General features: G+C 70.7%; 20 protein-coding genes. 6 read left to right on the forward strand and 14 right to left on the reverse strand.

Annotated features, from left to right (window positions below):
• The first annotated feature begins 70 nt into the window (after positions 1-70).
• The gene (locus tag OG776_RS02355) at positions 71-949 is read left to right on the forward strand and encodes a helix-turn-helix transcriptional regulator (protein ID WP_329318504.1); all 879 of its coding nucleotides are present in this window, start codon (positions 71-73) and stop codon (positions 947-949) included.
• A 118-nt stretch (positions 950-1067) separates the two neighbouring features.
• On the opposite strand, the gene OG776_RS02360 is transcribed toward OG776_RS02355, so the two are convergent.
• A complete protein-coding gene (locus OG776_RS02360; RefSeq protein ID WP_148009572.1) occupies positions 1068-1652 on the reverse strand; it encodes a TetR/AcrR family transcriptional regulator in 585 nt (194 codons plus the stop codon).
• A gap of 173 nt (positions 1653-1825) precedes the next feature.
• On the opposite strand from OG776_RS02360, the gene OG776_RS02365 reads away from it, so the two are divergent.
• Positions 1826-2767: an SDR family NAD(P)-dependent oxidoreductase gene (locus tag OG776_RS02365; protein WP_329318507.1), complete on the forward strand. Its 942-nt coding sequence runs from the start codon at positions 1826-1828 to the stop codon at positions 2765-2767.
• 627 nt (positions 2768-3394) lie between these two features.
• Here OG776_RS02365 and OG776_RS02370 read toward each other — a convergent pair.
• From OG776_RS02370 to OG776_RS02380, 3 genes are all read right to left on the reverse strand, one after another.
• Positions 3395-4897, reverse strand: a complete 1503-nt coding sequence (locus OG776_RS02370; protein WP_410093189.1) for an MFS transporter — start codon at positions 4895-4897, stop codon at positions 3395-3397.
• 499 nt (positions 4898-5396) lie between these two features.
• Positions 5397-5876 (reverse strand): nuclear transport factor 2 family protein, encoded by a 480-nt coding sequence (locus OG776_RS02375; RefSeq protein WP_148009575.1) that lies wholly within the window; start codon positions 5874-5876, stop codon positions 5397-5399.
• Positions 5877-5894: 18 nt separating this feature from the next.
• Positions 5895-7229, reverse strand: coding sequence for a homogentisate 1,2-dioxygenase (locus OG776_RS02380; RefSeq protein ID WP_329318510.1), 1335 nt, complete (start codon positions 7227-7229; stop codon positions 5895-5897).
• A 175-nt stretch (positions 7230-7404) separates the two neighbouring features.
• Here OG776_RS02380 and OG776_RS02385 point away from each other — a divergent pair, with 175 nt between their 5' ends.
• Positions 7405-7989 (forward strand): TetR/AcrR family transcriptional regulator, encoded by a 585-nt coding sequence (locus OG776_RS02385; protein ID WP_329318511.1) that lies wholly within the window; start codon positions 7405-7407, stop codon positions 7987-7989.
• A gap of 370 nt (positions 7990-8359) precedes the next feature.
• Here the strand turns inward: OG776_RS02385 and OG776_RS02390 are convergent, their stop codons facing one another.
• Positions 8360-8680, reverse strand: a complete 321-nt coding sequence (locus OG776_RS02390; protein ID WP_148009578.1) for a hypothetical protein — start codon at positions 8678-8680, stop codon at positions 8360-8362.
• Positions 8681-9013: 333 nt separating this feature from the next.
• Complete coding sequence (locus OG776_RS02395) at positions 9014-9427, reverse strand: hypothetical protein (protein ID WP_329326317.1); 414 nt, start codon at positions 9425-9427, stop codon at positions 9014-9016.
• Positions 9428-9689: 262 nt separating this feature from the next.
• On the opposite strand from OG776_RS02395, the gene OG776_RS02400 reads away from it, so the two are divergent.
• Positions 9690-10382, forward strand: a complete 693-nt coding sequence (locus OG776_RS02400; RefSeq protein WP_329318516.1) for a TetR/AcrR family transcriptional regulator — start codon at positions 9690-9692, stop codon at positions 10380-10382.
• A gap of 401 nt (positions 10383-10783) precedes the next feature.
• The gene (locus OG776_RS02405) at positions 10784-11185 is read left to right on the forward strand and encodes a hypothetical protein (RefSeq protein WP_148012580.1); all 402 of its coding nucleotides are present in this window, start codon (positions 10784-10786) and stop codon (positions 11183-11185) included.
• A gap of 104 nt (positions 11186-11289) precedes the next feature.
• Here the strand turns inward: OG776_RS02405 and OG776_RS02410 are convergent, their stop codons facing one another.
• A complete protein-coding gene (locus OG776_RS02410) occupies positions 11290-11628 on the reverse strand; it encodes a thioredoxin family protein (protein WP_329318519.1) in 339 nt (112 codons plus the stop codon).
• Between the two features lie 202 nt (positions 11629-11830).
• On the reverse strand, positions 11831-13384 hold the full coding sequence (locus OG776_RS02415; protein ID WP_329318521.1) for an alpha/beta hydrolase: 1554 nt from the start codon (positions 13382-13384) through the stop codon (positions 11831-11833).
• 251 nt (positions 13385-13635) lie between these two features.
• Between OG776_RS02415 and OG776_RS02420 the strand changes: the two genes are divergently transcribed.
• A complete protein-coding gene (locus tag OG776_RS02420; protein ID WP_148011513.1) occupies positions 13636-14184 on the forward strand; it encodes a hypothetical protein in 549 nt (182 codons plus the stop codon).
• Positions 14185-14325: 141 nt separating this feature from the next.
• On the opposite strand, the gene OG776_RS02425 is transcribed toward OG776_RS02420, so the two are convergent.
• The 6 genes from OG776_RS02425 to OG776_RS02450 all read right to left on the reverse strand — a co-directional run bounded on the left by OG776_RS02425 (position 14326) and on the right by OG776_RS02450 (position 21169).
• Positions 14326-16293, reverse strand: a complete 1968-nt coding sequence (locus OG776_RS02425) for a sensor histidine kinase (protein ID WP_261994734.1) — start codon at positions 16291-16293, stop codon at positions 14326-14328.
• On the reverse strand, positions 16286-17032 hold the full coding sequence (locus OG776_RS02430; protein WP_329323633.1) for a response regulator transcription factor: 747 nt from the start codon (positions 17030-17032) through the stop codon (positions 16286-16288). Before OG776_RS02430 ends, OG776_RS02425 begins: the two co-directional genes overlap by 8 nt.
• 367 nt (positions 17033-17399) lie before the next feature.
• Entirely contained in the window at positions 17400-18002 is a 603-nt protein-coding gene (locus tag OG776_RS02435; RefSeq protein ID WP_148011514.1) for a hypothetical protein, read from the reverse strand.
• Between the two features lie 74 nt (positions 18003-18076).
• On the reverse strand, positions 18077-19339 hold the full coding sequence (locus tag OG776_RS02440; protein WP_329318526.1) for an ABC transporter permease: 1263 nt from the start codon (positions 19337-19339) through the stop codon (positions 18077-18079).
• Positions 19326-20051 carry an ABC transporter ATP-binding protein gene (locus OG776_RS02445; protein WP_187285788.1) on the reverse strand — a complete coding sequence of 242 codons (726 nt, stop codon included), beginning with the start codon at positions 20049-20051 and terminating at the stop codon, positions 19326-19328. Before OG776_RS02445 ends, OG776_RS02440 begins: the two co-directional genes overlap by 14 nt.
• On the reverse strand, positions 20048-21169 hold the full coding sequence (locus OG776_RS02450; RefSeq protein ID WP_329318529.1) for a peptidoglycan-binding domain-containing protein: 1122 nt from the start codon (positions 21167-21169) through the stop codon (positions 20048-20050). Before OG776_RS02450 ends, OG776_RS02445 begins: the two co-directional genes overlap by 4 nt.
• Positions 21170-21318: the final 149 nt, after the last annotated feature.

The following is a 21318-nucleotide window of genomic DNA, read 5'->3' on the forward strand; positions in this document are numbered from 1 at the left end:
TGGCCGGACAGGTACTGGCAGGACCACCCAGCGCGGCGCGGACGGTGTGCGGCCGGTCCAGACTGGAGGTATGGACCGCAGCCGCGAGATCGCCGACTTCCTGCGCACCCGCCGTGCGCGGATCACCCCCGAGTCGGCGGGACTGCCCGCGGACGGACGCGCTCGCCGCGTCCCCGGCCTGCGCCGCGAGGAAGCCGCCCGCCTCGCGGGCGTGAGCACCGAGTACTACACCCGCCTCGAGCAGGGCAGGGCCGCCCGCCCCTCACCCGAGGTGGTCGACGCCCTGGCCCGCGCCCTGCGCCTGGACGCCGCCGAGCGCGAGCACCTCACCGACCTCCTCGCCCGCCCCGGCTCGCGACGCGCCCCGGTCAACCCACAGCGGGTCCGCCAGGGCCTGCACCTGATGCTGCGGACCCTCGACCATGTGCCCGCCTTCGTCATCGGCCGCCGCACCGACGTCCTTGCGTCCAACCGCCTCGCACGCGCCGTCCTCACCGACTTCGACACACTGCCCGTCCCCCGCCGCAACCTCGCCCGCTACTACCTCCTCGACCCCGAGGCCCGCGAGCGCACCGGCGACTGGGAGCAGGTCGCGTGCGAGACCGTGGCCATGCTGCGCCTGGAAGCGGGCCGCTGTCCCGGAGACCGCCGGCTCGCCGACCTGATCGGCGAACTGACCCTCAACTCGCCGGAGTTCAGCACCTGGTGGAACGACCACCGCGTCCTGCGCCACACCCACGGGGCCGCGCACTACTGGCACCCCCTCGTCGGCGACCTGCACTTCTCCTACGAGTTCATGCACCTGCCCGGCGATGACAACCAGACGCTGTGCGTCTACCTGCCCGAGCCGGACTCCGCCACAGCCGAATCCCTTCGCATCCTCAGCAGCTGGAACGCCTCCACGACCGACACCGCACCGGACCCCCGCCCGAGCGCTCCCGGCAGCTGAGCGGCCCACACACACGAACGCCGGCCGGCCCCGACGCGAAGCCCGGCCGATGGGCCGGCCATGGTCCGGCTGCCAGGACGCGAGGCACGGGCCGACAGCCCACTGTGGAATGCGGCGGCTAGGCGGTGGCCGCCGGATCGGCCGGGTGGCCGGGGGTGAGGCCGTCGAGGAGGAGGGCGATGAGCCGGGACGCGAGTGCGCGCTCGTGTTCGTGTCCGCTGATGAGCGTGATGCCGCCGAGCGCCATGAGGACGTCGTTCGGTGCCGCGTCCCGGCGTACCTGCCCGGCGGCGATGCCGGCCTCGAGAAGCGTCGTCACGGCCACCCCGAGGGCGTCGCGGCTGTGCAGCCGCAGGCCTTCGCGGGAGGCGAGGATCACCGGCAGGGCGTCCGCCATGCCCCGCTTGGTGAGCATGTAGTCGACGAAAGCCTCCATCCAGGCACGCAGCGCGGCCCGCGGAGCCTCCTCGTCCAGCAGCCGGCGCGCCGAGGCGCACAGCCGGTCGGTCTCGTTGCGGTAGGTCGCCTCGATGAGGTCCTCGCGCGTCGGGAACCGGCGGTAGAGCGTCCCGATGCCGACGCCGGCCTCGGCCGCGATCGCCTTCATCGACGCCTCGGTGCCCTCCTGGGCGAAAGCGCGGGCCGCGACCTCCAGCAGGCGCTCGTGGTTCGCCCGGGCGTCCGCGCGCAGTGAGCGGGGCATCACATCTCCTTGCATACGGAGCCGGGTCCGCTTACGGTTGAGACCAGAAGCGGACTCGGCTCCGCTTGTAGCGACCAGGAAGCGGACTTGCATCCGCTTACGGCCAGTGTAGGCGGTCGCTCCACTGACACCCCTCCCCGGCACGGTCCGGCGGGAGAAACAGGAAAAGCACCATGACTCAGCTCGTCACCACCCCGTTCGGTCCGCAGTCGACCGCCTCCGAGGTCCTCGCCGGCGTCGACCTCACCGGGCGCAGCGCCGTCGTGACCGGCGGCGCGGGAGGTCTCGGCCGCGAGACCGCCCGCGCGCTCGCCTCGGCCGGCGCCGAGGTCACCCTCGCGGCACGGACTCTGGAGACCGGCACCGCCGTCGCGCGGGAGATCGCCGCGGAGACCGGCAACGCCCACACCCGGGCCGCCCGGCTCGACCTGGCGGACCCGGAGTCCGTCGCGTCCTTCGTGTCCGACTGGACCGGCCCGCTGCACATCCTGGTCGACAACGCCGGCATCATGGCCACCCCTGAACTGCGCACCCCGGCCGGCCGGGAGCTGCAGTTCGCCACCAACCATCTGGGCCACTTCGCCCTGACCGTCGGTCTCCATGACGCCCTCGCCGCCGCCCGCGGCGCCCGGGTGGCGGTGCTCAGCTCGGTCGGGCACGTCAACGGACCGGTCCGTTTCGACGACCCCGACTTCACCGCGGAGCCCTACGACCCCTGGCTGGCCTACGCCCAGTCCAAGACCGCGAACATCCTCTTCGCCGTGGAGGCCGCCAAGCGCTGGGCGGCCGACGGCATCACGGTCAACGCGCTCAACCCCGGACGCATCTGGGGAACGGGGCTCGGCCGCCACATGGACGCCCCGCCCGCCTCGTTCGACCCCTCCGGCAAGACCGGCGTCACGGAGAAGACCATCGCCCAGGGCGCCGCGACATCCGTCCTCCTGGCGGCATCCCCCCTGGTCGAGGGGGTCACCGGCACCTACTTCGAGGACTGCCAGGAAGCCGGCCCCTTCACCCCCGGCGTCCGCCGCGGCGTCGCCGACTACGCCCTCGACCCCGACAACGCCCGCCGCCTCTGGGACCTGTCCGTGCGGCTGACCAGCGACGGCCGGTGAATGGCGGCGGGGCCTGAGACCTTCGCCGTCCCCCTCGCCGACGGCGGATTCCGCCAACAGGCAGCGACCCGAGGCCTGTTGTCCCGGTCGCCGCGTGTCCACGGCCGCGCACACCGCCCTCACCGACGTCATCGCACTCGGCGGCAGCGTCATCGAACGCCTCCGCCCTCACCACCGCCCCGGACCAGTCCGGGCAAGCCCCGGAATCGTGTGCGCACCGAGTCACCGGCCCCGAGCTCGGCGGCGTCCCCGGACTCACGGCCCGCCCCGACACCGGCGCATGGTGAATCGCCCCGCCAGGTCTTCTCGGCCTGCCGTCGTGGCGACACGACGGCCTCGTCCACACCCGCGCCGACCGGGCCGACCGGGCCGACCGGCATACGAGCAGCCCCGGCCGGTGTCGGTCCCGGCCGGGGCTGTCGGCATGCGTGGTCGTGAAGGGCGGTCGCCTACGCGGCGAAAGGCTCCATGAGGCTTCAGCCGAACGATCGTCCTCATGGGCTATGGGTGAGGCCCGGGGACACTGTCCCCTTCACCACCACGTCTCCCTCAACCACCGTGCGGGCCCGGATGTTCCCGACCCGCCCGACTCCGCATCACGGGCCCTCCGCGGGACGAACTGTGCGATCAGCGCGGTTCTTTGGCCGGTGCCGGATCGCGCGTTTCCGGGCCGTCCTGGTCGTCCCGGGCCCCGGGCGCGTGGTCCGCCGCCCGCGCTGAGGGCAGGAACCCCGCCAGGAGCAGGCCGCCGAGCAGCGCGCCGATGGCGATGCCGAACGCGATACGGAATCCGCTGATGGAGGGCACGATCAGGCTGCCGGACCGTTGGGAGGTGTGGGCCAGAACCATGCCGGTGAGGGCGCTGGACATCGATGTGCCGACGGACCGGGTGAGGGTGTTCATCCCGTTGGCAGCGCCTGTCTGGGTCTGGTCGACGGCCCTGACGATGAGGGCCGGGAGCGAGGAGTAGGCGAGACCGATGCCGGCGCCGACCACCACCGCGACGGCGACCGTCTGCCAGACGGCGTTCATCAGGCCGATGCCCGCGCCGTAGCCGATCACCATGACGATCATGCCGATGATCATCGCCGTCTTGGGCCCCCATGTGGCCAGGATGCGGGCGTACACCGGGGTGACGAGGATCATCATGAGGCCGATCGGCGCCACGCACAGACCGGCTACGACCATGGACTGGCCGAGCCCGTGTCCGGTGGAGGTGGGCAGCTGCAGCAGTTGAGGCAGGACGAGCGTGATGACGTAGAACGCGATTCCCAGCATGAACGCCGCGAGGTTGGTGAGCAGCACTTCGCGGCGGGCCGTTGTCCGCAGGTCGACCAGCGGTGCGGCGATCCTGAGTTCGGCCATGCCCCACAGGAACAGGATGACGAACGCGAGGGCGAAGAGTCCCAGGGTGGTCGCCGAACCCCAGCCCCAGACACCGCCCTTCGTGATGGCGAGCAGCAGGGCGACGAGCCCGGCACCGAGGCCGATCGCGCCCGGCCAGTCGAACCGTCCCACGGCACGTACCGGTGACTCGGGTACGAGGAAGAAGGTGAGCGCCATCGAGAGCAGGCCGATTCCGGCCGAGCCGAAGAACAGGAGGTGCCAGTCGGCGTGTTGGGCGACCAGGGCCGCGGCGGGCAGTCCGAGTGCGCTGCCCATGCCGATGGAGGAGCTCATGAGTGCCATGGCCGTTCCGAGCTTCTCGCGCGGCAGCTTGTCGCGCATGATGCCGATACCGAGGGGAACGGCGCTGGTGGCGAAGCCCTGGAGGGCCCTGCCCGCGATCATGGTGGTCAGGTCGTCGGTGAAGGCGCAGAGCAGTGAACCCGCGATCATCACGGCGAGGCTGGTGAGCAGCATCCGGCGTTTGCCGAAGAGGTCGCCGAGGCGTCCCATGACGGGTGTGGAGACTGCGCTGGCGAGGAGGGTCGCGGTCAGAAGCCAGGTGGCGTCGGCCGGGGTGGTGGCCAGGAGGGCCGGGAGGTCGGCCAGGACCGGAATCAGCAGCGTCTGCATGACGGCGACGGTGATTCCGGTGACGGCGAGACTGGAAACGATCGTTGCGGTGCGGTGCTCTCCGGGGGCCGGGCGGGTCCCCGTGCGGGTCTCATTCGTCGTCTTCGGCACTCTCGTGACTTCCAGGTGGGAAAGGATGAGGGGCGCGGCGGGCCTGCGGCGCGGGTCTGTGTGATCCCCCGGATGCGTGTCGGATCGGCGGCGGTACCCGGGGAGGACGGGCACGGAGGCTCCGCGGCCTGCCCGGGCCGGGCCGTCGCGTAGGGCGAATTACGGGGGAAGGTGCTCGGCGAAGGAGAGCGACCGTGCCGTGGGGGGGCCGTCCGGCCGTCTCGGCGGCCGGGTGTACCGCGGGCTCCGGTGTGGTGCGCGGGGTGCCGCCGCCCGTCCCGTCCTGGTGGAGTGGGGTCGGGCGGCGGCAGTGGCGACGTGCTCGCGGAGGGCGGGCGTTCCGGGCGCGCTCCGCCCCTTGCGGGTCCCGTCCGCCGCGATCGGCCCGCTTCGGACGTGTCCCGGTCCGGGCCCGGCGGGCCGCTCGGGGCCATCGGGCTGCCCGGGCCGCTCAGGGCCGTCGGGCGGCCCGGGCCGCTCGGGGGTTACGGCTCAGGAGTCAGTTCCCGGGGTCCGGCAGGCTGTGCAGGACGTCGAAGCGGGTGAGCTTCCAGGCCCCGTCGATCCTGCTGAGGTGTGCGTCGTAGATGCCGATCATGGTCGGCGTGGCGCTTCCCTGCACTCCGCGAAGCTCCTGCGGCCAGCCGCCCTCGGGCTCCGCCGCGGCGACCGCGGGTACCACCATGAACTGCGCGTTCATGATCGCCTCGTCGCCGTCGACCTCGATCATGTGGTCGGTGGTCAGGTGATGGAGGTACACCCGCTCCGGGAGCGGGGGCCAGCTCGCGACGAAGTCCCTGATCTCCTTCGGGCCGGTGAACGACTTTCCGATGGGCCGGTATCTCCCCGTACCGGAGCGACTGAAGAAGCGGAACACACCGCCTTCGGCGAACAGTCCGGCGAGTGCTGTGACGTCTCGCTCGTCGGTGGCACGGACGTACCGGGAAAGGACGTCCTGAATGTCGAATCTGTCGTGCATCGATGTCTCCTTGGTGCGTCAGGCCGTGAAACGGCGCTCGTAGCCCTGCCAGAGGGCGTCGAAGTCCTGGTGGCGGCGCGGCGAGTCGAGGGCCTGGCGGGTGAGCCTGAACGGGTCCCGCGACTCCCAGACGACCATGAGGCCCCAGTTGAGCCGCTGGGGACCGAGCTGCATGGTGGTGGCGGCGCGGTCCATCTCCGGGACGACACCGTGCGGCGTCATCATGTTCTGCAGGGAGCTGGCTCCCGGCTCGCCGTACATGCTGGTCGGGCCGGTCTCCGGGGCCTCGATCACGCCGTAGAACTCGGTACTGATGTTGCGGTGGTAGTAGGCCGGCCGGAAGCTGTCCTCGGACACCTCCCAACGCCCGGTGGGGGCTAGGAAGTCGAGGTTGGGCACGCCGGGGGTGTCGGTCGGCGAGGTGAGGATCGTGTAGATCGACGGGTCGGTGTGGTCGTGGGTGAGGGTGCCGACGTTCTGGAAGGAGTAGAGGTCGTAGACGTACGGCACGTGGCTGCCGTGCCAGGCCACGACGTCCAGCGGTGAGTGGTCGTACACCGAACTCCACAGCTCTCCGCTGTACTTGACGACCACCTCGACCGGTCGCTCGATGTCCTCGTAGGCGGCGACCGGGGCGCGGAAGTGCTGGGGGTTGGCCATGCCGTTGGCACCGAGGGGGCCGAGTTCGGGGATGATCACCGGCCGGCCGAAGTTCTCGGCGACGTAGCCGCGCGCGGCCGCGTCCAGCAGTTCCACCCGGAAGCGCACGCCGCGCGGGATCAGCGCGACGTCTCCGGGCTTGACGTGCAGCAGCCCGAACTCGGTGCGCACCAGCAGCTCGCCCACCTGCGGGGTGATCAGCAGTTCGCCGTCGGAGTTGCTGAACACCTTGTCCGTCATGGAGGTGTTGGCGGCATACAGATGGATGGCCATGCCGGTGCGCGCGGCCGGGTCGCCGTTGCCGCCGAGTGTCCACATGCCGGTGACGAAGTCGGTCCCGGGCGCCGGGTCGGGCAGGGGGCTCCAGTAGGAGCGGTTCATCTCGATCCGGGCGTCCGAGATGCCGCGGAAGGTTCCCCCCTCGATCCGGCGGAACGCCTTGTGCTGGGCGGAGGGACGGATGCGGTACATCCACGAGTGGCGGTTGCTGGCTCGCGGCTCGGTGAAGGCGCTGCCGCTGATCTGCTCGGTGTAGAGCCCGTACGGCGGACGCTGGGGAGCGTTGTTGCCGACCGGCAGGGCGCCGGGCAGGGCCTCGCTGGAGTGCAGGTTGCCGAAGCCGTGCAGGTACGTCAGCCCTTCGGCGATCTTGCGCGCTTCGCTCGTGCCCTCGTGGCCCGTGGAGACGGCCATGCAATCCTCTTTTCGGGAATATATAGAACCAATACTTGCGCCGTCAAGCATGGCGTCAGAAACGTTTACTTGACGCGGCAACCATATGTCACGCAGGCCGGAAGATGGCAAGTCGGGAGAGGTGGGTGCCGCCTTTTCCACACCCGTGGAATATCGGCGAACCTATACTGCGGACATGACTGGACGCGACACCCCGACCGACCGGACGGTCCCCGCCGCGAGCGAGACCCGCGACCGGATCCGCGACGCCGCGGTCGCTGCCTTCGCGGAACGCGGCTACGACGGCGTGGGCCTGCGCGAGATCGCCAGAAGGGCCGGCGTCGACCCCCGACTCGTCGGCCACTACTTCGGCTCCAAGGAGGGCCTCTTCACCCAAGCCCTCGAATTCACCATGGACATGCCGTTTACGGACATCAGGGAGTCGACCGTCGCGTTCCTCGCCTCGCCACCCGGGCGCAGCATGGACGGCCTGCTCATGACGATCCGCTCGACGTCCAGCCCGGAGGCCGTGCAGATCATGAGGGAATTGATCGAGCTGAGGTTCGAGGAGGGCCTGGCCGAAGGACTGACGGGAGAGCGGCGCCGTGAGCGGGCCGCGCTGATCATGTCCGTGAACATCGGCTTCCTGCTCATGCGGGATGTTCTCGGCGTCGGCGCCCTCAACGGTGACGCGGGAGACCTCGATCCGTATCTCGGGGCCGCCCTGGAGAGCCTTGTCGACGGCTCACCCGCCGTCGACCGCCCTGAGCTGCCGACATGACGGCAGCCGGTCGGCGGCTCCGCCCGGGTCGGAGCCGGAACTCCGCGGTCGCGTCACGCCTTCGCCCCGGCTTCGGAGCAGGCGCCCCGCCCCACAAAAAAGCTCGATGCTCGGACAGATGACAACCGGTGGCAGGCTCGTTTGACAACCGGTGGCAGGCTCGTTCGCCGGCATCAGAACATGCGCAGCGCCCTCGCCTACGGCGATCACACCGCTGACAGCTATGACAGGGCGGTGCACCCCGCTCGCCGGCACGCCGGATATCGGCGACAACCAGCGAGCGGCATAAGGAGGATGCGGTATCGCCGCAGTGGGCGGCCACGGACTGTCCGTACGCACCCCGCGCGAAGGCCGAGGAAGGCCGTGGCGTTCAGGGAGCGGTGACGTCCCCTACCCTCTTCACGACGGAGTCGAACGCGTCCACGACGGCGTCGCGCCGCCTCGCGCGCGCCGCCCGGTCCACCGGCACCAGTCGTGCGGCGGTGCGTACGGCGTGGGCGTCCGGGTCGCCGAAGGCGGTCCGCGGGTGCGCTCCCGTCTCCGCGCAGCTCACCGTGACGTCCTTGACCGCCTGGAGCACGACCGCCCGGTCCACGCCCGGCTGCATGGCCAGCCGCACCTGGAAACGCGCCATCCACTTCTCGCGGTCTTTCTCCTCCGCCGCATCCGTCGTCACGTCCTTCTTCGCCACGTGCGCTCCCGGGTGATCGGCGACCGTCTGTCGTGGAGTGGGACGCCGGTGCGTCGAAGGGGGTTGCGTGAGCGGGAGTCCGGTCGGTTCAGCCGGCAGTGGGCCCCTGGCCGTGGTCGGCGTGGTCGCGGTGGCGGGCGCTGGAGTCCCGGGTGCCTTCGCCTGGCGTTCGCCGCGGTGCGGACGTCGATGCTGGTGCGGGTGCGGCTCGGTGTGAGGTGTGTGAGCCGGGGTCCGGGTCGGCCGGGACTGGCGGGCTGTGGCCCCTGTCGTCGGGGCGGGTGCCGGGTGTCGTGGGGTGGGCGGGCTCGGCCGTGTCGGGGGTGGTTCGTGTCAGTTGTGGGTCAGGGACCAGGCGACCTGGTCCTGGTACCAGCGGGCGGGGGTGACGCGGTACGAGGAGGTGGCTTCGTCGACCTGGTCCTGGTGCCAGCGGGCGGCGCTGACGCCGTGCGGCAGGACGGCTCCCTCGACCTGGTCCTGGTACCAGCGGGCCGCGCCGACACGCTGCGAGGAGGAGGTGGCTTCGTCGATCTGGTCCTGGTACCAGCGGGCCGCGGTGACACCCTGCGGCGTGGCCGCTGCTTCCTGGCGGTGCGTGGTCTGCTGCAGGGACGCGTACGAGGTGTGCTGCACGGGTGCCGAAGCCGGGGCGGCCGAGGCCGGGCCGCCGGCTCCCAGAAGCGCTCCGCCGGCCAGTGCCGTGGAGGCGAGTGCGATCGAGAGGCGCTTCGTCATGCTGCTCATGGTCATTTCCCTTGCAGAACTGCCGCGGTCTCGCCGGTTGGGCGGGTACCGCTTCGATATGAACCGCGATCCGGTGATCCCGGGTCGGGCGGTCGCTTCCAAGGTCATCCGGAGGGGTGCCTCACGTTCGACTCCGCCACCGTACCCGAGGCACGCCTCATCTTTGCAGTGACGCTCATCACGCCACGTCACAGACGTGAGATTGCGATCGGAAACACACCGGAAAGGGAATTCGAGGGGACCCTCATGTTACCCTCCAGCCATGAGCCACCCCACCCCCACCGCGAGCGGCACCCCCGCCAGACCACTGCGCCGCGACGCGCAGCGCAACAGGGACGCCATCGTGGCCGCCGCCCGCACCGCCTTCTCCGAACAAGGCCTCGACGCCTCCCTCGAAGGCATCGCCCGCGAGGCCGGAGTCGCCATCGGCACCCTCTACCGCCACTTCCCCACCCGCCTCGCCCTCGTCGAGACCCTCTTCGACGCCAAATACACCGAACTCCTCACCACCGCCGAACACGCCGCCGCCATGGACGACGCCTGGCAAGGATTCACCCGCTACCTGGAAAAACTCTGCGAACTACAGGCCTGCGACCGCGCCTTCAACGGCCTCGTCTCCGCCCGCCTGCCCCTGCACGCCGCCGGCCGCGAACGATACGAACGCGCCAAACAGCTCTGCACCCAGATCATGCACAACGCCCAGCGACAAGGCGTCCTCCGCGACGACGTCACCCCCCAGGACATCGCCTTCGTCATCTGGTCCCAAGCCGGCATCATCCAAGCCACCCGCACCGTCGCCCCCCAAGCCTGGCGACGCCACCTCCACCTCATGCTCGACGCCTTCCGCCCCCAAGGCGCCCACCCCCTCCCCGCACCCCCACTCACCACCGAACAAGTCGACCAGACCCTCACCACCCTCGAATGCACCGACGAAGGCTGCCGCGAGGCCTCCTGACCCGTGCCGTCAGACGTCGCCCACACCTCACTGGGAGCGCGTCCTCCGCGAGGTGGCGTTCCGCATCATCGTGGCGGAGAGGGATCGCAGCTGGTTGTCACGAGGGGATCCCTCCTCACCGATTCACCATGAGCGGGGTTGAGCGGGGGCCCAGGGATCAGACCTGGTTGTTCCCGGCACTTGCGGAGTCGCTCAGGGTCGGACGGCCGCGGGGCGCTGTCGCTGTGACGTGACTGTGACGAACAGCGACGGGGAACGGTTCGCTCCGCTGGCATGCTTCGGTCATGCCTGAGGAGACGCGCGTGGAATCCGGTGAGGGAGCGGTCCGGGAGTCCGAGGTGTCGGAGGAATCCGGGGCTCGGTCGAAGCGTGGAGTCCCCGGATTCCGGGGGGCTTTGGTGGTGGCAGCCGTCATCGGACTGGCGGCCGGCGCCGGTGCTGTCGCACTGGCCTGGGGGCTGTCCCGGTCGGAGGGCAACCAGGCGGGGACGTTCACTCTGGTGGGGCAGGCGCGTATCACAGCCCAAGGCGGTGAAGTGGGGACATGCAGTGGCGGCGGCCCGCTGAGCGACATCGACAAGGGGGCGCTCGTCACGGTCTACGACTCCGAGGGCCTGGTCGTCGCGACCGGATCGATCGGCTCGGGTGCCTACAACGACTCGGCTGCGTGTGTGTTTCCCATCCTGGTGCGCGATGTGCCGGACGACTCCGCGTCGTACGCGGTGCGCGTCGGTTGGCACGCGCGCAAGGAGATCACCAATATGGAGGCCAGGAGCGGCGAGTTGGTCCTCACCTTCCGCTGACCGCGCCGCGTTGCCCCACCCGCGCGCTGTGGTGTCCGGAGGTGACCGAAGCTGCCGCGATCCGTTCGCGCAGCCTGGATGAACGGTGCCAGTCGCGGCTCTGCTCAGAGGTGGCCGTCCAGGAGCTGTCGTACCTCGGCCGGGGTCATGGTCCCCGTGATGCGCGCCACTGCCTCTCCCTTCTTCAGCAGGACGCAGCACGGAGCCGCGGTGATCTCGTACCGCTTGGTCGCGGACGGACAGCGCGTCATGTCGGCGCGGACCGCCGTGAGGCGGCCGGTGTACTCGTCGGCGATGCCACTCACGACGGGGTCCATCGCCCGACAGGGTTCGATCGCCTTGGGCCAGGTCCCGATGAAGTACGCGAGGACCGGGACCGCGCTCATCTTGAGGATGAAGTCGAACTCCGCGTCCTCACGCGGTTGGTGAACCCGCTTCGCCATCGAAGCTCCTGATCTCTCGTTCCGTCGGGTCGCCCCCATCCTCCCCCGAGCGTGCGGCAGGACTTCACCGCTGGTGCGAGGGGTGGCGAACGGCAGCGGAAGCCGTGCGAGGTTCCGCGTGCAGCCGGTCGTACACGACCGCCCGTGGCCCATGGTGAGCGAATGGGTGTGCCGGGGGCCGCCCGGCTGATCCGTACGGGCCTCAGGACATGCTGCCCCGGCACACCTTCCCGGGAACCGGGGTACCGCCCGTGCGGAGGTAGTGGTCGACCGCCTCCGTGACGCAGCGGTTCTGCGGGTACGTGCCGTGGCCCTCCTCCTCCGCCGTCAGGAGGACGCCGACGCCGTCGCCGAGGGCGCGGGCCATGTGGCGGGCGCCGGAGTAGGGCGTGGTCGGGTCGCCGGTGCCGCCGACCACGAGGACGGGGGCCGCGCCGTCGGCGTTCACCTGGAGGGTGGCGCTCTCGCCGTGGAACGGCCAGCCGTAGCAGAGGTAGACGCCGCTGGACCAGGCCGGGCCGAAGACGGGCGAGGCGGCCTTGACGCGGGCCTCGTCCCGGTCGAGGCGTTCGAAACCGGGGCGCAGACTGGAGTCCGCGCAGGTGATCGCGGTCCGGGCGGCGCGGCTGTTGTCGGGCGGGGCCGCCGAGCGGTCGGCGGAGCCGATGTCGTCCGCGCCCTCGCTCAGCGGACGGCCGTCGTTGTGGTCGATCAGCGCGGTGAGGGCCTTGGCGAGCGGCGCCCAGCCGTCCGTGCCCAGGTCGAGATGGTCACTGACGGCGTACGCGAGGTCGTGAGCGTCCAGGGTCCTTCCGGGGCCGGCCGGGGCGGGCTTCTTCGCCAGACGGCCGGCCAGGCGTGCCATGCGCCGTGCGGCCTCCTTCGGCCCGTCGCCGGTCGGGCAGGGGCGGATACGGGCCGCGCAGTGCGCGGCGAACCGGTCGAACGCCGCTTGGACCGCCTTGACCTGCGACATCTGCTCCTCGTCGTGGTCCTCCGTCGGATCGACGGACGCCTCGAGGACGAGCCGTCCGACGTGCGACGGGTACAGGTGGGCGTAGACCGCGCCGAGCGCCGTTCCGTACGAGACACCGAAGTAGTGCAGCCGCTCGTCGCCGAGGAGGTAGCGCATCAGGTCGAGGTCGCGCGCGGTGTGCGAGGTGCCGATGTACGGGAGGAGCGCCCCGGAGTACCTGGCGCAGGCGTCGGCCCCGTCGTAACCGGTGTCGTCCACGGTCTTCCCGCATCGCACGGGGATGGTCGCGCCGACACCCCGCGGGTCGAAGGAGACCAGGTCGTAGCGGTCGAGGAGCGGCTCGTACTGGTTGAGGAGGTCGGGCAGTCCGCTCACGCCGGACACGCCGGGGCCGCCGAAGTTGAGGACCAGTGAGCCGATGCGCCGGGCGTTCGGGCCGGTGGCCTTGCGGCGGATCAGGGCGACATCGATCGTCCTGCCCTCCGGCTTGCGGTAGTCGAGGGGGGCCTTCATGGTGGCGCAGTCGTAGCCCGTGCGCGCGGTGGACGGCGAGGTGCAGCGGGACCAGTGGAGGTGCTGGCCCGTGGTGAGCGTGGTGGGCAGACCGGCGGGCGGGTTGTTCGCGGTGAGCTCCGTACGCGGCTCCGTACTCCGGCCGGGAGCGTCGTGCTGGAGCCAGGCGCTGACGGCCCCGAACGCGACGAGGACGACCAAGGCGACGATGCGCGCGCCCGCCGAGAGGCCTGGTCTGCGGTTTCGTGGCGGAGGTGTGTCACTCATCGAGATCCCGTGCCCCCACCCCTGGTCGTCCGCCCCGTGCCCCGATGCCCGTACCGTGATCGTCCGAAGGGCCTGGTACTGCGTACCTCTGTGCCGACCACCACGTCAACCGCCGCTGCCCGCAGTGACGTTGATCGACAGCACAGCCTAACCTGACCCCGCACCAGCCTGCCCCCGGCGGCCCGCGCCGCTGATCCGACACGGGCCGGAGGTCACCCCTCCACCCCATCGAGACACGCACCGGAGCCCTCGTGCCCTTCCGCCTCCTCCGCCGCCGCCGCACGCTGGCCTCCGCCCTGGCGGCCGCGCTGCTGGCCCCGCTCTCCACGGGACTCACCGGCTGCGGCGTCCTGAGCAAGAACTGCGACGGATCCGAGCAGCGACTGAGGAAGCTGGCCTCCCTCCCGGTCCTCGACAGCCGCCCACCCGGAACCGCGGTGCCGAAGGACTTCGGCAGCGTCACGACCGGGTGCGACGACGGCAGCGGCAGCGACGCCTGGCTCCGTGCTTATCGGGTGTATTCCACCCCCGGATCCGCAACGGATCTGTTCGGCTACTACCGAAGGGTCGCGGCAGCGGACCACTGGACCGAGCAGGAGGACACCACCCCCTTCGCCGCACCCCCCGAGGTGGAAGGCATCTGCTTCACCAAGGGCGGTGACGGCGACGCGGTCCTGCTGACGGTCGACTTCCGGACCGAGTCCCTCGGACCCGCCCCCACCGATTTCGGGACCGGAACCGGTTACGTGCTATCCGCCGAGTCGGCGATCGACGGAGCGAGGACCGACTGCTGGGAATGAACGCGAGGACACCGCATCCGGCCCCACTCGGCGCTCCATGCGTCCCCTCCTTCGGTCGTCGGAGCCGCGGTCAGGGGCGCGACCGGTCATCGCGGGCCGACGGCGATCCCGACCTGCCCCCATGGCCGGTGACGAACCGCTTCACTTCGCTCGCCCCGCCTCCGACGGCAGACGAAGAGTGACAGCGGTCCCCTCGCGCGGCGTACTGAGCACCGTGACCGTGCCCCCGTGTGCCTCGGCCAGGCGCCGTACGATGGCCAGCCCGAGGCCGCTGCCACCGCTCTGACGATTGCGCGACTTCTCCGATCGCCAGAAGCGGTCGAAGACATGGGGAAGCTCCTCGGCGGGAATTCCGCACCCCGTGTCCGAGACGGTCAGGAGAACGAAGCCGCTCCGCCGCCGTCCGTCGGGCGCCGCCCGCAGGTCATTTGCCGGGGACTCCTCCCGACGTTCGACGCTCGCGCCCAGGGTGACCGTTCCGCCGGCCGGCGTGTGGCGCACGGCGTTCGACACCAGGTTGTCCACCATCTGCCGCAGCCGGACGGGGTCGGCGTCGACCACGGTCGAAGGATCCCCCGTCAGGCGCAGGGTCACCCCCTGCGCGTCGGCCGTCGCCTTCGCGGCACGCACGACGGTCGACAGCAGGTCGTCGACCTGGACCGGGACCGGGGAGAGCCGCAACTCTCCGGCCTCGGCGGCCGCGAGGTCGCGCAGGTCGTCGATGATGTGCTGCAACTGCAGCGCCTGTCCCAGCAACGAGGCCACCAGGTCGGCGTCGGGCCGGGCGATGCCGTCCTCCACCGCTTCCAGCCAGCCTCGCAAGTTGCTGACGGGGGTGCGGAGTTCATGTGCGATGTCGTTGGTCATGGCACGGCGCACCGTCTCCAGTTGCTCGCGTCGCTCCGACATGGCGTTGAAAGCCGCTGACAGTCGGGCGATCTCGTCCTGTCCCCGTACCGGCACCCGGGTGGACAGCTCGCCGCCCTCCATCCGTATCGCGGCGGTGGTGAGCACGCGCAGCGGCTTCACCAGGCGGAACCCCGCCAGACTGGTGACGGTCACCGTGATCACGAGGACGGCCGCCGCCCACCCGGCGATGCGGAGGCGGTTGGCGGCGGAGAGGTCGAAGAAGGTCGTGGCGGTGCGTCCGTGGCTCGCGACGAACAGGACGGCCGCCGGTGCCACATAGGGGGCCAGTTGCTGGGCGCGGCTCGTCGCGAGACACGAGGCGACGGAGGAGGCCGGGGGCGGGGTCCGGGTGCGCTGGGTCCAGGCCCCGGTGATCGTCAGTCTGACGGCGCCGACGCCGCGGCCGCGCAGGCAGGAGTCGACGAGGCCGTTGAGGGTGGACAGCGCGGCGCTCTCCGACGCCACCGGAGCGTCGAGGACCTCCACCGGGCACAGGGAAGCGCGGAGGGCTCCCCCGTTGTCCGCGCCGGCCGCGACGACGCGTGGCCGTCCGCTGGGCAGCACCTCGACGTGCGAGGGGATGCCCTCCTGCTGGAGGCAGCGGGTCAGCCTGTGGGCGATGCCGTTCAGATACTGGCCGTCCTTGGCGGAGAGTCTGAAGGGGCCGACGGCTCGGGGGTCGATGGCTGTCGTGGTGGTGGCCTGTGCATCGGTGGTGGTGGCCTGTGTATCGCTGGTGGTGCCTCCGCTCAGTCCGATGTCGGTGGCGAGCGGATTCACCGTCGCGGTGGCGTCGTGCGGGGGTTGAAACGGGTGTGCGGTGTCGCCGTCGGAGTCCGCGAGCATCCGTCCGTCCCCGGTCGTCAGGACCACACGGTGCCCCGCTCTCCGGCCGAGCTGTTCGACGGTGGGGCCGACGGCGCTCCAGTCGGGGTGCGTCGCGGCCCAGCCCATGAGGGTGTCGTAGATCCGCGCGTCGTCGGCGAGGGCCTGGCCCCGTTCCTTGCCGAGCACGACGGCGGTGGTGTTGAGCACGACCCACGCGGTTGCGGTGATCGAGCAGACGGACACCAGCGCGGACACCGCGAGCAGCCGGATCAGCAGACTTCGCTGCCGCAGCGTGGCGGTGAAGCGGGATCGTCGTGGCGGCTGCCTCCCGGTGTCCGGAGCGGACTCGGCGCAGGGCACTGTGCTAGTCACTGCACGCTTCTCGGAATCGGTCGTCCACGAGTTTGTAGCCCACGCCGTACACCGTCACCAGCGGCATCGGCCCTGCCGCGGCGCCGGCCGCCCGTTTGATCTTGCGACGGAGGTTCATCACATGGACGTCGACGGTCCTGGGCGTGATGAAGGGCTCATGACCATGCAGTCGTTCGAGCAGCTGGGCGCGGGAGAGGACATGGCCGGGGTGTTCGGTCAGCATCTCCATGACCTTGAATTCGCCGGGTGTGCAGGTGATCTGCTGCCCGTAGGCCCGGACCTCGTGCCGTGCGGGATCGACCGAGACGGGGCCCGCGCGCAGCACAGGAGCGGAGTGATCGGTCTCGGGCGCCGGCGGATGGTCCCGCCGGGCACGCCGTAGCAGTGAGCGGGTACGTGCCATCAGCTCGCGCGGGCTGAACGGTTTCGTCATGTAGTCGTCGGCCCCGACATCGAGGCCCAGCAGGAGATCGTCTTCCGAGGAACGCGCTGTCAGCACGAGTACCGGCACATGCGCGAGAGCGGAGTCCGCTCGGATGACGCGGCACACGTCGAGTCCGTCGACGCCCGGCATCATCACGTCGAGGATCACGAGGTCGGGCGAGCGATGGCGCAGCTGATCAAGAGCGGAGCGGCCGTCGCCGGTCACCGTCACGGTATGGCCTTCGTGTTCGAGATACCGGCGTATCAGTTCGGCCTGGTCGGCGTCGTCCTCCGCCACCACTACATGTGCGCACATGCGCTCGATTCTAGGAATGGCGAGGGCCGGTTCGGCGTCCGACGACGAGTCGGCCATCAGTTCCTGACATTGTGCTGACAACGACATTGGCGCTCCTGGCCTGGGGAAGCGCGGTGGCATCGTTCGCGTCTCCCCCGTCGCGGTCACCGGACGGCGGTGTCGCGCACGTCGGCCGCGTCCTGCCGTGCTCGCCGTGCGGCCCATGCCTGTTCGCGCGGGGGGCTTCGCGCGGGGGGGGGCGGCGGGAATCTTCAACGGCCGTATCCGGATGCCTCACCGCTGCGGGCCGCCCCCTCGCGTGACGTCGGAAGGCCGCGTCGCATGTACACACGAGGAGGCAGGCACCGGCCGGCACTGAGCAGCGCGGTCAGGAGTGCGAGCCGAACGCCTTCACCATGCATGCCGTGTTGACCTGTTCGTAGTCGTCGGGCACATCGGCCGACGTCAGCTTCCACCCCACCGGCCGGGTGTCGGTGGCCGGTTCGATCACGGCCGGGACGCCGTGGCTGGTCAGGCATTTCACGACGGCCACCACGTCCTCGCCGTAATGCGGGTTCTTGGCGGGGTCGAGCTCGGGCGGATTGATCGGCGCCTTGTCCTTGCAGGCCTCCTCCGCCTTCCTGCGTACGTCGTCGCTCACCTGGCCGTTGGCGTTCTCTCCCATTCCGTTGTCGGCCAGGCAGCCGGCGTAGGTCTTGCGGATCTGCAGACGCTTCTCGGAGGTGTCGTCGAGCCGGAGTTGCACACCCGGTGAGCCTTCGGAGGTATCCGCGGGGCTTGGTTTTCCCGTCCTGGACGCTGACGGAGAGTCCGGGGAACCTGTGGACGGCGGCAGGGACGCCACGTCCTGCCTCTCCTCGGCCCGCGGCTCCTGCCCGGAGCATCCGCTCAGGAGCAGCAGGCCCGCGGTGACCGCGGCGATGGCGAGATGCGACAGCGCCGGCCTGGTTCGCTTCGTGTGCAGGGACATCTTCGTGCTTCCTTCTCTGCGGTGGGTGCCTTCGGGAACGGGTGGGGAACCGCGCGGGTGGTCCGGCCGGTGGCTCATGTCGTGGCGAGGGCTTCGGTGGGGGTCAGCCGTGACGCCCTCACGGACGGATAGACGCCCGCCAGCACGCCGAGCACGACGGATGCCGTGATACCCGCGCAGATGGTGTCGAACGGGATGATGACGGGCCAGTTCTGGGTCACCGCGTAACCGGCGGTGGACAGCGCCCCGATGACGGCGCCCGCACAGGCGCCCAGGAGCGACAGCACGACCGACTCGGTGAGGAACTGGCCTCTGATGTGCCCGCGGCTCGCGCCCAGGGCACGGCGCAGACCGATCTCCCGGCGCCGTTCGAGAACCGAGATGTACATGGTGTTGGCCACGCCGATCCCGCCGACCGCGAGGGCGATGCCGGCCAGTGCGACGAACAGGGTCGAGTACGCGCTCTGGGTGGCGCGTTTGGCCGTGAGGACGTCGGAAGGGTTGGTGACCCGTACGAAGCTCGGCAGCGGAGGGTAGACCGTCGCGGCGAGGACCGGCTTGACGGTGTCGATCGCCTGGTCCGGCGCCTTGGCGTAGATCACCGTGGGATGCCCGTCGAAGCCCAGGTAGTGCCGGGCCGCGTCCCACCCGACGAACACGGACAGTTCGAGGTCGGGGTCCAGGGGCATCGGGTCGAGGATGCCCGTGATCGTGAACCAGCGGTCTCCCAGCCGGAGCAGCGGTGCGTCCCTGCCCGCGGGCAGGCGGCTGAAGCCGAGGGTTCCGGCGGCCTTGTACCCGAGTACCACGGTGGGAAGGCCGGCGGTCCTCGCGTCGATGAAGCGTCCGGTGTGAACGGAGCCTCCGACGAGCCGGAGCAGATTGGGCCGGGTCGCCAGTACGGTCAGCGCGGCGGTGTCATCGGGGTCGCCGCCCTGGGTGCGGCGGATCGGCTGGTGGGTGTTGGCGACTTCGCTGGTGGCGGTGACGGGACCGATCCTCGCGGCCATGTCGGCGGCCTGCGGCGGGAGTTTGATGGGTTTCTGGCCCTCCGGGACGAGCGGCTGGGCCTTGAGCCGGTCCGTGCCCAGTGCGGTCAGCCGGTCGAGGAGTGCCTGCTGGCTGGAGGCGGGTATGCCGGTGACGAGGACCATCGTGGCGATGCCCACGGAGATGCCGAGGGCCGACAGGACCGCACGGACCTTACGCATGCGCAGTCCCATGATGCCGACCCCGATCAGGTCGGCGGGGCCCAGGCGGACGATCCGGCCGCTCCTCGCGTCGTCCCGTTCGCCGCTCGCGCGCCGAACCGCCGTTCCTTCTCTACCCGAGCGCACTGGCCGCTCCACTTCGCGTGTCGCTGGTCAGGTGTCCGTCGCGGATCTCCACACGGCGCGGGAGCCGGGCGGCGACGTCACGGTCGTGGGTGATGACGGCGATGGTCGTCCCCTCCTGGTTGAGATCGGTCAGGAGCTCCATCACGGACGTCCCGGTGGCCGTGTCGAGGGCGCCCGTCGGTTCGTCGGCCAGGATCAGTGCCGGATCGTGGACGAGGGCGCGTGCGATGGCGACGCGTTGCCGCTCGCCGCCGGAGAGTTGCGCCGGCAGATGACTCAGGCGGTGCGCCAGCCCGACCCGGCCCAGCGCTTCCTCGGCCAGGGCCCGCCGGTCGCGGCGCGGGACACCGGCGTACAGCAGTCCGGTCGACACGTTCTGCACCGCGGTCAGTCCGTCGGTGAGGTGGAACCGCTGGAAGACGAAACCGAGCATGCGGCCCCGTAGCGTGGAGAGTTGCTTGTCGTTCAGCGAGGTGACGTCGGTGCCGCCGATCTCCACCCGGCCGCTGGTGGGCAGGTCCAGCGTGCCCATGAGGTTGAGCAGGGTGGACTTTCCGGACCCCGACGGTCCGACGATGGCGAGGAGTTCACCTGTCCCGATCGACAGGGACACGTCTTGGAGCGCGGTGACGCCGCCGGGAAAGACGCGGCTGACCCGCTCCACGAGCAGGACCGGCCGGGGGGCCTCCCCGTACGCCGGTGGGGAGTTCACGAGGCGACCACCACGGCGAGTCCTTCGGTGAGACCCTGACCGCTGATCTCGACCAGGCCGGTGGCGAACATGCCGGTCTGCACCCGCAGGAGTTCTCCGTTCGCGCGCTGGACGGCGAATCCGCCGCCGCTGAGGGCGACCAGAGCGCCGATGGGCGCGGTGAGGACGTTCTTGTGGATCTCGGAGACGAACTCGACCGGCAGGTCGGCCTCTTCGAGGGCCGCGACGTCCGACGGGCGCTTCGGGAGGACCGTCACATCGGTCTTGGAGGAGTCGCCCGCGTCGGACTGACCGGGCTCGTCCGACGGCGCATGGCTGATCGCCGTCACCATTCCAGGGGACTTCGCGCCGGACAGTGTGATCGTCACGGCGTCGCCGGGCCGGATCGAGGACACCTGTTGCGCGTCGACGGGTACGGTGATCACCTTCTTCAGCGACACGTAGCTGAGGATGTCCTCGGCGACCGGGTCACCGGCCTGCGCCTTCAGCTCGCTCACCCGCACCGGCCCCGGAAGGACGAGCACTGCGCCCACCTTGAGCGTGCCGGTCGCCTCGATCCCCACGTGCTGCTGCCATCTCTTCAGCGCCGCGGCGAGGGGCGCGGTGAAGGTCGCCCCCTGCACACGGCCCTGGCCGGCCGAACGTCGCACGGCCGGCTCGTCACCCACGTCGTAGCCGAGGGCGGCGAGGTTGCCGCGCAGCACGCTCACGTCGTTGCCGACCAGGCCGGTCTTCTTCAGGTCACGGAAGAAGGGGGTGTCTCCGTAGAACACCGGTACGGGCTTGTCGTCGACGCGGTACAGCGCCTTGCCGCGCTCTGTCGCCGTGCCGTTCGCCGGGAGCTTGGTCAGCGTTCCCGTCCCCTTGCCCTTGAGCTGCTTCACCGGCCCGAACCCCAAGTGACCCTGCGCGGTGAAGCTGTTGCTCAGGTCCCGGCGCACCACCTCGGCCGACTGCACGGAAGGTGCGGCGGTGGCGTGGGGATCGGTCGTGCCGGAGGAGCGTTCCGCCACGGCGGCAACACCGACCACACCGCCCGCGACCGCCGTCACCAGCGCCGCTGCCAGGCCGGCACGGCGGCGATCGCGAGGACCACGGGACGTGGCGTGCTCAGGCATGGCACGTCCCCGGGAGCGCTCGCGGGTTCGGGTGCGGCCATGCCGTGCGGCGCCGCATCCGAGCGCCGCGCGAGGTACCTGTTCGGGTGAACGGCCCCGGGCCCGGGTGTCGTTCTCTGTCTGCGTTCGTGGGCATGACCTGACCGTCT

This window comes from Streptomyces sp. NBC_01689, assembly GCF_036250675.1.
In the GTDB taxonomy this organism is placed as follows: domain Bacteria; phylum Actinomycetota; class Actinomycetes; order Streptomycetales; family Streptomycetaceae; genus Streptomyces.